General features: G+C 67.1%; 13 protein-coding genes. 7 read left to right on the top strand and 6 right to left on the bottom strand.

Translation table 11 applies throughout. The annotated features are described in order from the left end of the window. Nucleotides 1-36 precede the first annotated feature (36 nt). The 4 genes from WG901_RS07140 to WG901_RS07125 all read left to right on the top strand — a co-directional run bounded on the left by WG901_RS07140 (nt 37) and on the right by WG901_RS07125 (nt 5,388). Entirely contained in the window at nt 37-1,797 is a 1,761-nt protein-coding gene (locus tag WG901_RS07140; protein ID WP_339586314.1) for an arylsulfatase, read from the top strand. 21 nt (nt 1,798-1,818) lie between these two features. Then, nucleotides 1,819-3,495 (top strand): sulfatase-like hydrolase/transferase, encoded by a 1,677-nt coding sequence (locus WG901_RS07135; protein ID WP_339586313.1) that lies wholly within the window; start codon nt 1,819-1,821, stop codon nt 3,493-3,495. A 16-nt stretch (nt 3,496-3,511) separates the two neighbouring features. Next, a complete protein-coding gene (locus tag WG901_RS07130; protein WP_339586657.1) occupies nt 3,512-4,426 on the top strand; it encodes a formylglycine-generating enzyme family protein in 915 nt (304 codons plus the stop codon). 62 nt (nt 4,427-4,488) lie between these two features. Continuing rightward, nucleotides 4,489-5,388 carry a polysaccharide deacetylase family protein gene (locus tag WG901_RS07125; protein WP_339586312.1) on the top strand — a complete coding sequence of 300 codons (900 nt, stop codon included), beginning with the start codon at nt 4,489-4,491 and terminating at the stop codon, nt 5,386-5,388. 17 nt (nt 5,389-5,405) lie between these two features. Here WG901_RS07125 and WG901_RS07120 read toward each other — a convergent pair whose 3' ends face one another. From WG901_RS07120 to WG901_RS07110, 3 genes are read right to left on the bottom strand one after another with little or no spacing between them, the layout of a single operon-like run. Beyond that, entirely contained in the window at nt 5,406-6,137 is a 732-nt protein-coding gene (locus WG901_RS07120) for an SDR family NAD(P)-dependent oxidoreductase (RefSeq protein WP_339586311.1), read from the bottom strand. 48 nt (nt 6,138-6,185) lie between these two features. Then, nucleotides 6,186-6,752 (bottom strand): TetR/AcrR family transcriptional regulator, encoded by a 567-nt coding sequence (locus WG901_RS07115; protein WP_339586310.1) that lies wholly within the window; start codon nt 6,750-6,752, stop codon nt 6,186-6,188. Nucleotides 6,753-6,801: 49 nt separating this feature from the next. Beyond that, complete coding sequence (locus tag WG901_RS07110; protein ID WP_339586309.1) at nt 6,802-7,860, bottom strand: redoxin domain-containing protein; 1,059 nt, start codon at nt 7,858-7,860, stop codon at nt 6,802-6,804. Between the two features lie 209 nt (nt 7,861-8,069). Here WG901_RS07110 and WG901_RS07105 point away from each other — a divergent pair, with 209 nt between their 5' ends. The 3 genes from WG901_RS07105 to WG901_RS07095 are packed head-to-tail and all read left to right on the top strand — an operon-like array spanning nt 8,070 to nt 10,597. Next, nucleotides 8,070-9,341, top strand: coding sequence for an epoxide hydrolase family protein (locus WG901_RS07105; protein WP_339586308.1), 1,272 nt, complete (start codon nt 8,070-8,072; stop codon nt 9,339-9,341). A 32-nt stretch (nt 9,342-9,373) separates the two neighbouring features. After that, entirely contained in the window at nt 9,374-9,790 is a 417-nt protein-coding gene (locus tag WG901_RS07100; RefSeq protein ID WP_339586307.1) for an organic hydroperoxide resistance protein, read from the top strand. Nucleotides 9,791-9,814: 24 nt separating this feature from the next. Next, nucleotides 9,815-10,597 (top strand): alpha/beta fold hydrolase, encoded by a 783-nt coding sequence (locus tag WG901_RS07095; RefSeq protein WP_339586306.1) that lies wholly within the window; start codon nt 9,815-9,817, stop codon nt 10,595-10,597. Nucleotides 10,598-10,657: 60 nt separating this feature from the next. On the opposite strand, the gene WG901_RS07090 is transcribed toward WG901_RS07095, so the two are convergent. The 3 genes from WG901_RS07090 to WG901_RS07080 are packed head-to-tail and all read right to left on the bottom strand — an operon-like array spanning nt 10,658 to nt 13,078. Then, the gene (locus WG901_RS07090; RefSeq protein WP_339586305.1) at nt 10,658-11,485 is read right to left on the bottom strand and encodes an SDR family NAD(P)-dependent oxidoreductase; all 828 of its coding nucleotides are present in this window, start codon (nt 11,483-11,485) and stop codon (nt 10,658-10,660) included. Nucleotides 11,486-11,525: 40 nt separating this feature from the next. Then, entirely contained in the window at nt 11,526-12,056 is a 531-nt protein-coding gene (locus WG901_RS07085; RefSeq protein WP_339586304.1) for a cytochrome P460 family protein, read from the bottom strand. Then, nucleotides 12,056-13,078, bottom strand: coding sequence for an alpha/beta fold hydrolase (locus WG901_RS07080; RefSeq protein WP_339586303.1), 1,023 nt, complete (start codon nt 13,076-13,078; stop codon nt 12,056-12,058). Before WG901_RS07080 ends, WG901_RS07085 begins: the two co-directional genes overlap by 1 nt. Nucleotides 13,079-13,312 lie beyond the last annotated feature (234 nt).

Below are 13,312 nucleotides of genomic sequence, written 5' to 3'. Positions count from 1 at the left end.
GTTTCCCCCTCCGATCGACCACGAAGGCTCGTTCCCATGACCAGAAGCATCCGCCTCCTCCTCAGCGCCGCGGCGATCGCGACCGCCGGCCTCGGTCTTGCCCCGGCCGCGCTCGCCAAACCGGCCAGCGTGGCTCAGCCTGCTCGGGCCGCGCGGCCGAACATCCTGCTGATCGTCCTCGACGACGTCGGTTTTTCCGATCTCGGCGCTTTCGGCTCGGAAATCCGCACACCCAACATCGACGCGCTCGCCGCCAAGGGGCTGCGCTACAACCACTTCGATACCAAGGCGATCTGCTCGCCGACGCGCGCTTCGCTGCTGACCGGGCGCAACAACCAGACAGTCAACATGGAGGACCTCGCCGCGGGTCAGGCGCCCGATCCGACGCAGAGCGCCGCCTCGCGCGGCGAACTGCCGCGCAATGCCGAGATGGTCCCGCAGGCCCTCAAGGCCGTGGGGTACCAGACCTTCGCGATCGGCAAATGGCACCTCGCGCCCGGCTATGACGCCAAGCCCGGCAATACCAAGGCCTCCTGGCCGCTGCAGCGCGGGTTCGACAGTTTCTACGGCTATCTCAGCGGCTGGACCGATCAGTACAAGCCGGATCTCGTCAAGGACAACGAGCCGATCACCAGCCCGAAGACGTCCGGCTATCACCTGACCACGGACCTGGCCGATCACGCCATCGCGGCCTTCGGCGCGCGCGACACCGCGCCCGAGGGCAAGCCCAAGTTCGTCTATTTCGCGCCGACCACGGCCCACGCACCTATCCAGGTCGCGCCCGCCTACATCGATGCCTACGAAGGTGCCTATGCGAAGGGCTGGGACGCGATCCGGACCGAGCGCTTCGAACGGCTGAAGGCGCAGGGCGTCATCCCGGCGAATACCGAACTTCCGGCTCGCGCGGAGGGCGACAAGGCCTGGGCTGATCTGAGCGCCCAGGAGAAGACCGTCTTCGCGCGATTCATGGCGACCTATGCCGGCTTCATTACCCACGCCGACGAGCAGATCGGCCGGATCGTCGCGCATCTCAAGCAGACCGGCCAATACGACGACACGCTGATCGTGCTGCTGTCCGACAACGGCGGCGCCCCCGAAGGCAACGAGACCGGCGGTTTCAAATATCCCTACAGTTACCGCGCCTATGCGCGCCAGGACGGGACGAGCGTCGCCGACATGGCGCGCGAGCTCGACAAGCTCGGTGGCCCGGAGACGCAGGCGCTCTACCAGCGGCCCTGGGCCGCGGCGAGCTCGGCGCCGTTCCACCGCTACAAACTCTGGCCGTTCGCCGGTGGCTCGCGGACGCCGCTGATCGTGTCCTGGCCCGATCGCATCAAGGCGCAGGGTGAACTGCGCGGCCAGATGGTCGACGTGATCGACGTCGGGCCGACCCTGCTCGACGCCGCGGGCACAGCGTTCCGTGACCAGGTCGACGGCGTCCGCCAGATTCCGGTCGCGGGCCGGTCGATCTCGGCGAGCTTCACGTCGAAGACCGCGGGCGCCCGCAAGGTCCAGTTCTTCGAACTGCGCGGCAACCGGGCGATCACTTCGGGGCGCTGGAAGGCCGTCGCGATCCATCGTTTCGACACCGACTTCGCCCAGGACAAGTGGTTCCTGTTCGATACCGCAACCGACTTCGCCGAAGCCCATGACGTGGCGGCGCGCTATCCCAAGAAGTTGCGTGAACTGCAGAACCTGTGGTGGAGCGAGGCGCGCAAGTACAGCGATCCGCCGCTGGCCGAGCCCTCCAAGGCGATCCGCTCGATGCGCCAGTTCGACGACGAACTGGGGGACTGAGTCATGACGGGGCTACGGCGAATGCTCCTGGCCGGTGCCGCCTTGGCGCTGGCCGGGGTGGCGGGCCAGGCCGGCGCCGGCGAGATCGTCGGCGCGGTCACGGGTCCCGACGGCAAGCCGGTGTCCGGCGCGAAAGTCATGGTCGAGGATCTGCAGCGCGGCAACGTCACCGGCAAGGATGGCCGCTTCCGCATCGCCGCCGTGCCCGGCGGGCCAATCAGGGTCTCGATCACGGCGACGGGCCTTGCGAGCGATTTCTCGACGGTGGATGTACCCGCGGAAGCCACTGCGCAGCTCGTGGTGACCTTGCGCAAGAACGACCTGATCCGCCGTTCGGCCGCGCTTGTCGCCGAGCCGCAGCCCGAGCATCTGGCGCAGAAGGCGGCCTATCTCGCCGGCCTGCGCAAGCCCAAGGGCAAGGTGCCGAACATCGTCCTCATCCTGTTCGATGACCTGGGCTACGGCGACCTGTCTTCGTTCGGCAACCGGCTCATCAAGACCCCCAACATCGATGGCCTGGCGGCGCGCGGGATGAAGCTTACGGCGTCCTATGCGAGCTCGCCGGTCTGCTCACCGTCGCGCGCGGGACTGCTGACAGGGCGCTATCCGCTGCGTTCGGGGCTCGCGACGCATGTCCTGATGCCGACGGGTTCGAACGAGGCGGCCTATCGGCGCAGCCGCGGCCTCACGAACGCACTGCCCGCGGACGAGATTCTGCTGCCGGAGGTGCTCCAGCGCGCGGGTTATCGCACCGGTTTGTTCGGCAAGTGGCACCTCGGCGACACGCCCGGCCATCTCCCGACCGACATGGGTTTCACCGAGTTCTTCGGCCTGCTCTATCCGAACGATACCGAGCCGACCGACCTGTGGCGTGGCACGAAGATCGAGACGCCGGCCGCCCGCTTCGACCAGGCGACGATCACCGAAAAGACCGCTGACGAAACGATCGCCTTCATCGATCGAAGCGCCGGCAAGCCGTTCTTTGCCTTCGCCTCGTTCACCGCGCCGCACCGGCCGCACTTCGCCAATCCGCGCCACATGGGTCTATCCGAAGGCGGGCTCTACGGCGACGTGGTCGAGGATCTCGACGACAATGTCGGGCGAATCTTGACGGCGCTGCGCGAGCGCCGGCTCGACGACGATACCATCGTCATCGTCACGAGCGACAACGGCGGCGACTTCCTCGCCAGCGTCGGCGATCTGCGCGGCCGCAAGGGCGATACTTTCGAGGGCGGCATGCGGGTACCGGCCTTCGTGGTCTGGCCCGGCTTGACGAAACCGGGTTCGGTCAGCGACGAGATGACGATGAACATCGACCTGCTGCCCTCGATCCTCTCGGCGCTCGGCATTCCGCTCCCAAAGGACCGGGTGATCGACGGCAAGGACATTGCGCCGATCCTGACCGGCGCGAAGTCGCCACATGACCATCTCTATTACACGGCGTCCTGGGCGGGCCGGATCGAGGCGGTGCGCGATGCCGGCTTCAAGCTGCGCGATCCGGTGAGCGACGACGATCTGATCGCCCGCCAGCGCGCGACCGGGGGGCAGGGCGGGCTCTACAATCTGGCGGCCGACAACGAATCCCACGATGTGACGACCAGGCATCCGGCGGAGCGGCGGGAACTGCAAGGCGCGCTCGACACGATGCGCAAGGCCGTGGCGGGCAATCCGCGCGGCTGGCTCGGAAAGGACCGCTAAGCCGATGGCCCAAGGCATGATCCACCTGCCCGGCGGCGCATTCGCCATGGGCTCGGACCGTTTCTATCCCGAGGAGGCGCCGGTGCGGCGCGTGCGCGTCGATCCGTTCTGGATCGACGAGACGCCCGTCACCAATGGCCAGTTCGCGGCATTCGTCGCGGCGACGGGGCACGTGACGCTGGCCGAGACCGCGCCCGATCCCAAGGACTATCCGGGCATGGATCCTGCGCTCGCGCAGCCGGGCTCGGCCGTTTTCGAGATGACCGACCGCCCTGTCGACACGGGCGTGCCGAGCTGGTGGCACTTCCGCTTCGGTGCGAGCTGGCGCGCGCCGACCGGACCGGGCAGTTCGATCGCGGGACTTGAGGATCATCCGGTAGTCCATGTCGCCCACGCCGACGCCGAGGCCTATGCCGCCTGGGCGGGCAAGGTCCTGCCGACCGAGGCCGAATGGGAATTCGCCGCGCGCGGCGGAGTCGACGGCGCCGACTATGCCTGGGGCAGCGAACTGGCGCCCGAAGGCGTGATGCTCGCGAACTACTGGCAGGGGCTGTTCCCCTTTGCCAACCAGTTGACCGACGGCTGGCTGCGCACTTCGCCGGTGCGAACCTATCCGGCCAACGGCTACGGTCTCTACGACATGATCGCCAATGTCTGGGAATGGACCGCCGACTGGTATGGTCAGCCGAAGCTCGAGCGGAAGGCCAAGGGCTCATGCTGCGTCCCCGCCAATCCGCGCGGGGGCACGCGCGGTGGCTCGATCGTCAAGCAGGACCTCGCGAAGATGCCGCGCAAGGTGCTCAAGGGTGGTTCGCACCTCTGCGCCGAGAACTACTGTCAGCGCTATCGCCCCGCGGCGCGCTACGCCCAGCCGGTTGACACGACGACCGGCCACGTCGGCTTCCGCTGCATCGTGCGCGATCCCGGCTGACGCGACAGGGGCGTATGATGCGGCATGCTCCTGACCGTCGGTCCGTGCTCGCTGGTCTCGCGATGTCGGGTCTCGCTGCCGGATGGGCATCCGGCGCCCAGGGGCGCACAGCGCGGTCTCCCGGGATCGCCGTCACCATCGACGATTTCGATCTGACCGACACGCCGCTGATGAGCGGCGAAGAGCGCGATGCCGCGATCCGCGCGGCCCTGGCGCGACACCGGGTGAAGGCGGCCGGCTTCGTGGCCGGGAAGTATGTCGGTGATAGTCTCGACCCTGCTGTTCTGGCGCGCTGGTCGGATGGTGGACATATCCTCGGCAACCATAGCTTCTCCCACCGCTATTTCGGTGGTGAGGATCCCGCTGGCTTCATGGCCGACGTCCTGAAGTGCGAGCCATTGCTCTCCGGCTACGCGGGCTTCCGCCGGCTGTTCCGCTTTCCCTACCTTGCCGAAGGCAAGATCGCCGCGGGACGCGACACCATGCGCGCGCTGCTGAAGCGGCATGGCTATCGCAACGCGCCGGTGACCATCGATACGTCGGACTGGTACGTCGACAACCGCCTGAAAGCCCGACTGCTGGCCGATCCGCGGCAGTCGATGGAGCCCTATCGGCGCTTCTATCTCGGCCATGTTTGGGAGCGGGCGACGTTCTACGACGGTCTCGCGCAGTCGCTGTTCGGTCATTCGATCGATCACACGATCCTGCTCCACCACAGGCTCACGACGGGGCTGTTCCTGGATGACATGCTGGCGATGTTCGAAGAGCGCGGCTGGCGCCTCGTCGATGCGGACAAGGCGCTCGCGTCGCCGCTGCTCGCACGCGAGCCCGAAGGGCTTCCTGCGGGGCAAAGCCTCGTCTGGGCTCTGGCCAAGGCCGACGGTCGATATGAGGGCCGGCTGCGGTATCCGGGGGAGGACGGCGCCTACGAAGCGCCGAGGATGGATGCCCTGGGGCTTTGATCCTCGGCGCTGAGCGGTCAGAGCGTGAAACCTCCGTCGATGGTGAGGCTGGCGCCGGTCATGAAGCCGGATTCGTCGCGGGCAAGGTACGCGATAAGTCCCGCGATCTCTTGCGGCGTGGCGACGCGTCCCAGCGGAACCATGGTCGCCAGCACCTCGAGGCTCCCCGCATTGATGTCCGTGTCCGTGGGACCGGGCTGCACGTTGTTGACGGTGATCGCGCGCGGCGCGAGGTCGAGCGCGATGCCTTTGACCATGGCACCGAGCGATGCCTTGGTGAACTGGTAGACGCTCGAACCCGGCATGCCGGTGCGGATCGCGACGTTGCTGCCGACCGTTATGATCCGGCCGCCGTCGTTCAGATGGGGAACGGTGGCCTGGATGGCGAGGAAGACGCCGCGCACATTGACGTCGATCATCCGGTCCAATTGTTCGAGCGGAACGGCGTCGACTGCACCCAGCTGGAAGATGCCGGCATTGACGACCAGGACGTCGATCCTGCCGAACCGCGCAACCGTTTCGCCGACCGCGCTGAGGATCTGTTGCGGATCTGCGCTGTCGGCCTGGATCGCAAAGGCCTCGCCACCCTCTGCCGCCACGGCGTCGACCAGTTCGGCTGCCTTGTCGGCGCGCGCGAGATAGCTGAAGGCGACGCGATGTCCGTCCCGCGCGAGGCGCGCGACCGCGGCGGCGCCTATCCCTCGCGAACCGCCGAAGACCAGGGCGACCTTGTTCGTATCCGTATTCATCATGACTTCCTTTCTTGAATGATCATTCAATTATGGGGCAAAAAAATATCAGGCGAATGCGCGCAGCGTGATGCGGGCGAGCGATCGGAGCTGGGCTTCGTCGGCGCCGTCACGGGCGGCGATGCGGATGCCAGCAATGCTGGCGTTGAGGAAGGCGGAGGCCTCCTCTGGCGAGACGTCGGCCGCGATGTCGCCGTCCGCCTGCGCTGCGCGCAAGGCTGCGACGAAACCGGCGTGGAGCACCCGGCCGGCCGCTTCACGGATTTCGGTGAGCTCTGTATTCGCCTTGCCGAACTCGCAGATCGAGTTCACGCCGAGGCAGGCGGTATGGGCCTCGCTTGCGACGCGTTCGAGCATCAGGCGAAGCCCGTCATACGGCGTCTCCCCGCTGCGCAGCGCATCGAGATGCGCTTGCGTTTCCGCCCGCGCATAACGCTGAACCGCCGTCGCATAGAGCCGCCACTTGTCTCCGAAGGTATCGTAGAGGCTCTGTCGCCCGATCCTCATGGCATCGGTCAGCATCGCCGCGGAGGATCCCGCGAAACCGTGCTCGCGGAAAACCGCAATCGCCGCGTCGAGTGCCTGGTCGCGATCGAATTGCTTGGGTCTTGCCATGGAGGCTAGGTGGGGGTTCTGGAACGAATGGTCAAGTACCCGTCCGCAATCAACCGAAGGTGAACACATAGACCCGCGCTCCCGGCTGTTCGAACTCGATCGTTACTGTCCTGTCGGCGATGGCTCCAGTCTGGCGCACGAGCTGGTAGAGCCGGTCCTGATGCACCTCTCCCCAACCGTCGGGATCGACGTCGGTGCCGTGGTTTGCGCCCGGTGCCTTGCCGTCGATCAGCATGCGAAACCGCGCGGTGCGGCCATCCTGCGGAGTGCCGAGGACGAGATGGAGATCGCGGGCGTGGAAGCGCATGCGGATCCGCGCCGACGGCTCGTCGGGCGTCGCGAATTCGCCGCCTACGGTCCACCGGCCGGAGAGGTCCCAGTGGTTGAGTGGCAGGTCGGGCGCGGGGCTGTAGGCAAAGGAGCGCCGCTGACGAAGGCCTCCGGGTGAGCGAAAGTGGATCGCCTTGTCAAAGCCGACGTAGGTCTCGGGCGAGGCGAGGTCGGCCCAGTCGGGCGCTTTCTCGATGCCCTGACCGTCGACCGTCGGGATATCCCCCGGCGGCGCATCGAGCAGCCGCTGGATCGCTGCATAGCCGCCTTCGCCGACGCGATAGCCGCGCACCCGGCCCTGCGGGTTGATCACGTAAAACCCCGGCCAGCCCTGATTGCCGAACTGCCGCCAGAGCGCATAGTCGCTGTCGAGCACGACGGGATAGTCGATGCCGAGATCGGTCAAGGCCCGGCGCACCTTGGCCGGGTCCTTCTCGAAACCGAACTCGGGCGTATGGACGCCGATCACCACGAGACGGTCGCGGTACTTCGCCTGCCAGGCGCGCAGGTAGGGCAGCGGTCGCAGCGAGTTGATGCACGAGTAGGTCCAGAAATTGACGAGCACCACCTTGCCGCGCAGCGTTTCCGGCGTCGGCCGCCCGTTAAGCCAGGCCCGGCCTGCGAGCAGGAGCGGGATCGGATCTGGCGGCGTATCGGCGATGGCGGTGCCGTCGAGACCGACGGGCGCGCCAGGGCTGGCCAGGCAGATCGCGGTCGTCGCGACGCCGGCGAACAGGGCGATCGCGGTGAAACCCAGCGATCGGCGTTTGTTGAACATGTGAACTTCCTTTCCCGGGCGCCGGTGAAGCGTTTCCGCGCAAAGGAGACATAGGAGAGCGAATGGCGGAACACGCGTTAGGCATGATGTGGTTGCGTTAGTTCCGCGTGGCCGGCGGCTCACACGCCATCACATGGCATAACGAGCCCTGGCTCATCCGCAGGCCTATTTACCTGGCACGCCGCCGTCGCGGCCTCAGGAGATGGACTTTGGACGATAGCCTCACCACGTCACGCCGCCAGTTCGTGGCCGCCGCGGCTTTGGCCGGCGCGGCCGGCATAATCCCCGCCGCGGTCCGCGCCCAGGTCGCCATGCCGCCGATCCGGCCTTTCAAAGTTGCCGTTCCCCCCTTCGAGATTGACGACATGAAGCGCCGTGTCGCCGCGGTGCGCTGGCCCGAGCGCGAGACCGTCGACGACGACAGCCAGGGCGTTCAGACCGATCGGCTCCAGCCGCTGATGCGGCATTGGGCGGGCGCCTACGACTGGCGCAAGCTCGAGGCCAAGCTCAACGCTCTGCCGATGTTCCTGACCGAGATCGACGGGCTGGACATTCATTTCATCCATGTCCGTTCGCGGCACGAAAACGCCATGCCGATGATCATGACGCACGGCTGGCCGGGTTCGATCCTCGAGTTCCTCAAGGTCATTGGTCCGCTGACCGATCCCGTGGCGCACGGCGGCCGCGCCGAAGATGCCTTCCATCTCGTCGTGCCTTCGATTCCGGGCTTCGGTTTCTCGGGCAAGCCGGCGGGCAAGGGCTGGGGCTCCGACCGTATCGGCCGCGCTTGGGCCACGCTGATGCGGCGGCTCGGTTACGATCGCTATGTCTCGCAGGGCGGCGATTGCGGCTCGGTCATCTCGCAGCGCATGGCCTTGCAGACAGTGCCGGGGCTCATCGGTATCCATCTGAACATGCCCGGCACCGTTCCCGCCGAGATCGCCGCGATCCTCAAAGCTGGCGGACCCGCGCCAGCGACGCTTTCGACGAAGGAGCGCGCTGCTTTCGACGCGCTCGAGACCTTCTACCGCGACAGCTCGGGCTATGCCGGCATGATGCTCACGCGGCCGCAGACGATCGGCTATTCGCTGGTGGATTCGCCGCTCGGCCTCGCCGCGTGGATCTACGACAAGTTCGCCACCTGGACCTACAGCGGCGGCGATCCCGAGCGGGTGCTGACGCGAGACGAGATGCTCGACGACATCTCGCTCTACTGGCTGACGCGCACCGGCGCCTCGGCCGCGCGGATATATTGGGAAGACCACAGCAATAATTTCAACGCGATCGACATCGCGGCGCTGCCGGTCGCGGTCACCGTTTTCCCCGGTGAGATTTACCGCGCGCCGCGGACCTGGGCCGAGCGTTGCTACCACAATCTCGCCTATTTCAATGAAGCAGCCAATGGCGGACATTTCGCGGCTTGGGAGCAACCCGCGATCTTCACCGAAGAAGTCCGTGCTGCCTTCCGTCCGCTGCGTTGATCGTCCCTATCTTACCCGCAAGGAGACCCGTGATGACCCAAAGTCCCAAGACGCTCTACACCGCGCATGTCCACGTCACCGGCGGCCGCGAAGGCGCGGCGCGCAGTTCCGACGGGCGGCTCGACATCAAGCTCGCCGCGCCCGGCGGTACGGGTGGGGGCACCAACCCCGAGCAACTCTTCGCCGCGGGCTGGTCCGCCTGCTTCGAGGGCGCGATGGGCATCGCCGCCAAGCAGCAGGGTGTCAGCCTGCCGGCCGACCTGGCGATCGACGCCGAGGTCGATCTGCGTCTCGGCGACGACGGCTACACCTTGGCCGCGCGGCTCAAGGTCAGCCTGCCGGGGCTCGATCCCGCGCAGGCGCAGGCGGTGATTGACGCCGCCTCGCGGACCTGCCCCTATTCGAAGGCGGTCGCCGGCAACATCGACGCCGCCGTCATTCTCGTCTGATTCCGATTCCGAAGGGATATTGCCATGAAGAAGGCCGCTTTCGGCGCTCTCGCGCTGACCGCCGCATTGATCGCCCCCGTTGTCCAGGCACAGACGTCGGCCACCAAGCCGACGATCGTGCTGGTCCACGGCGCTTTCGCCGATTCCTCGAGCTGGAACGGCGTGATCCGCATTCTTGAGCGTGATGGCTATCCGGTGGTCGCCGCCGCCAATCCGCTGCGTAGCGTGCACGGCGATGCCCGCGCGGTCGGCGACGTGCTCACCAGCATCCCGGCGCCGGTCGTCCTCGTCGGCCATTCCTACGGCGGTTCGGTGATCAGCGAGGCGGCCGAAGGCCATGCCAACGTCAAGGCGCTGGTCTATGTCGCGGCTTTTGCGCCCGAAACCGGCGAGACCGCTGCGGGCCTCAGCGGCAAGTTCCCCGGTTCGACCCTGGGGCCGGCGCTGGCGCCGCCGGTACCGCTCGCGGGGGGCGGCAACGATCTCTACATCCAGCAGCCACGCTTCCACGATCAGTTCGCTGCCGACGTGCCTGAGGCGGAGGCCAAGCTGATGGCCGCGGGCCAGCGGCCAATCACCGACGTGGCGCTCAACGAGGCTTCGACCGCCACGGCCTGGAAGCACGTGCCGGCTTGGTTCGTCTATGGCGACAAGGACAAGAACATTCCGCCGCAGGCGCTGGGCTTCATGGCCGAACGCGCGCGTTCGCGGCAGACCGTGGTGGTCAAGGGGGCCTCTCACGTCGTGATGGTCTCGAACCCTGCGGCGGTCGCTGCGCTGATCGAGAAGGCCGCGGTCGCCAACTGAAGCGGGCCGCAAGGCAAGGCGATGGCGGCGTGCCCCGGAGGCACGCCGCCATTCGCTGTTTCAGAAGTCGGTGGACTGGCTGACCGGAAGCCAGGCTGCCATCTCGCGGCGGCGCAAGTCCTCGCTGGCGGCGAAGGCTGCGAGCGCATCGGATCCGAGGATCAGATGGGCCGGCAGGTCGTCGCGGCGCGAGAGGTCGACAATGACCTGCGCGATCCTGACGGGATCGCCAACCTCGCTGCCGGTATGTTCGGCGAGCCGGCGGTGCGCCACGCCGACCGAGCCGTCGTAGTCGGCGGGAATCGGGGTGTCGTCCTCGGTTGCGCCGCTTCCCCAGTCGGTGCGGATGCCGCCAGGCTCGACCGAAACCGCTCGCACGCCGAAACCGGCGGTTTCCTTGGCCAGGATTTCGGTGAAGCCCGAGACGGCCCACTTGGCGGCTTGATAGGCGGACAGCCCCGGCGTGGTCACGCGCCCGCCGACCGACGATACGTTGATCACGTGGCCGGCCCGCTGGCGGCGCATGACCGGAAGGACCGCGCGGACCAGGTTGATCACGCCATAGAAGTTCGTGTCGACCTGATTGCGGAAGTCGCCCTCCGCAATCAGCTCGAATGGCGCGAGATGGGCATAGCCGGCGTTGTTCACCAGCACGTCGATCCGGCCGAACGCGGCGACCGCGAAGTCCGCCGCCTCTTGCGCGGCATCGGCGTCGGTGACGTCGAGCGCAAACAGGCGCAACGCGTTCTCGTGCTCTGCCAGCAGCCGCGCCAGAGTGCTGGTATCGCGCGCGGTGGCGACCACGCTGTCGCCCGCAGCGAGCGCCGCGCGCACGACTTCGAGCCCCAGTCCCCGGCCGCTGCCGGTGACCAGCCAAACTTTTGACATCGCTATTTCCTTTCCTTGGGAAGATGGCTGCCCGGCCCGATCAGGGCGCGTAGCGGGTGAAGACGTAGTCGTGGCCTTTCACCAAGCCTTGGTGGCAGGCAAAGCAGGTCTCGTGTTGCGCCCGATCGACGGGCTTGCCGTTCACGAAGCGACCGAAGCCCCAGCCGCCGGTGGCGGCATAGCGCTTCGCGTCCTTGACCATGACCTGGACGGTCGTCGCCGCGCCGGGGATCGAAGCTGGCCCGAACTCGGGTGAGGGCACATGCTTCCAGGCGAGCTTCACCAGCACCGTCCCGTCGGGGAAGGGCAGCTTGCCCTCGCGGTAGGCCTCGATCGCGGTCGGATTGCCAAGGGTGACGCGCAGTTCGTCGAGCGGTGCGGCCTCTTGGGCTGGCGCGATCAGTTCCCAGCTGCGATAGCCCTGGGGCAGGGTTACCCCGTAGATCGGTGATGCCAGCGACGCCTCTGGCGTGCCCTCTGCTTCAGCAGAGGCGGTCACGGCCACGACTAGCACCGCGCTCAGTCCCAGGCCGGCCGCAGCGGCGCGCAGGCGGTTGATCGTGCGAGGCATCACAGCGAGCCCACGTCGATCACGGCCTGGGCGAAGGCTGCGGGGGCTTCCTGCGGCAGGTTGTGGCCGATCCCGCCGGTGATCAGGCGGTGCGCATACTTGCCTGTGAACTTCCCGGCATAGCTGGCCGGATCGGGATGCGGCGCCCCGTTGGCATCGCCTTCCATCGTGATCGTCGGGATCGCGATGGTCGGACCCGTCGCGAGTCTGGCTTCGAGCGCGTCGTACTGTGCCTCGCCCTCGGCCAGGCCCAGCCGCCAGCGATAGTTGTGAATGACGATGTCGACATGATCGGGGTTCACGAAAGATGCCGCCGAGCGCGCGAAGGTGGCGTCGTCGAAGGCCCACTGGGGCGAGGCGAGTTCCCAGATCTGGCGGTTGAAGGCACTGGTGTTGGCGGCATAGCCGGCGCGACCGCGCTCGGTGGCGAAGTAGAACTGATACCACCACTGCAGTTCGGCCTTGGGCGGCAGCGGCTTGGCATTGGCCGCCTGGCTGCCGATCAGGTAGCCGCTGACCGAGACCAGCGCCTTGCACCGTTCGGGCCAGAGCGCGGCCATGATGTCGGCCGTGCGGGCACCCCAGTCGAAGCCCGCGACGATCGCCTGGCGGATGCCCAGCGCGTCCATCAGCGCGATGCCGTCTGCGGCGATCGCCGCCTGCTGGCCGTTGCGTGGCGTGGCGGCATCGTGGAAGCGCGTGGTGCCGTGACCGCGCAGGTGCGGCACGATCACGCGGTAGCCCTTCGCCGCCAATATGGGCGCCACTTCGGCGAAGGCGTGAATGTCGTAAGGCCAGCCATGGAACAGCAGCACCGGCTTGCCACGCGCGGGTCCCATCTCGACATAACCGACGTTCAGCGGACCGGCATCGACCTGCTTGAGCCCGGTGAACGGCGCGGCGACGGACGTGGCCAGTGCGGAGCCGGCGGGCACCAGCGCGGCGGCCGTGGCGAGCGTCGCCAACCCGAGGAAGTCGCGGCGCTGGAAATCGAGGCTGTTCGATGCGTCGAAGATGGTCATGTCGTGCATCCTTCCGGTGGGGTCTTCGCTGCCTATCGAGCTAGGCGGCATTGGTCGGAAAAGCCCGTTATGCGTCGTGAGATCGTGCATGCCGCGCCAGTCGCGCGCGCTAACATCGGCTAACTGGTCGCGGGCGGCAAAGCGGGCATTGTCGGATGGTCGACGATGAGCAGGAAGCCGTCATGCCCCCAGGACAGTCCGAACTTGCGCTGGTGCCACTGGCCGCCGCCATTG

Source organism: Novosphingobium anseongense, from assembly GCF_037482895.1.
Lineage (GTDB): Bacteria > Pseudomonadota > Alphaproteobacteria > Sphingomonadales > Sphingomonadaceae > Novosphingobium > Novosphingobium anseongense.
This window is presented reverse-complemented; position numbering and strand designations above follow the sequence as displayed.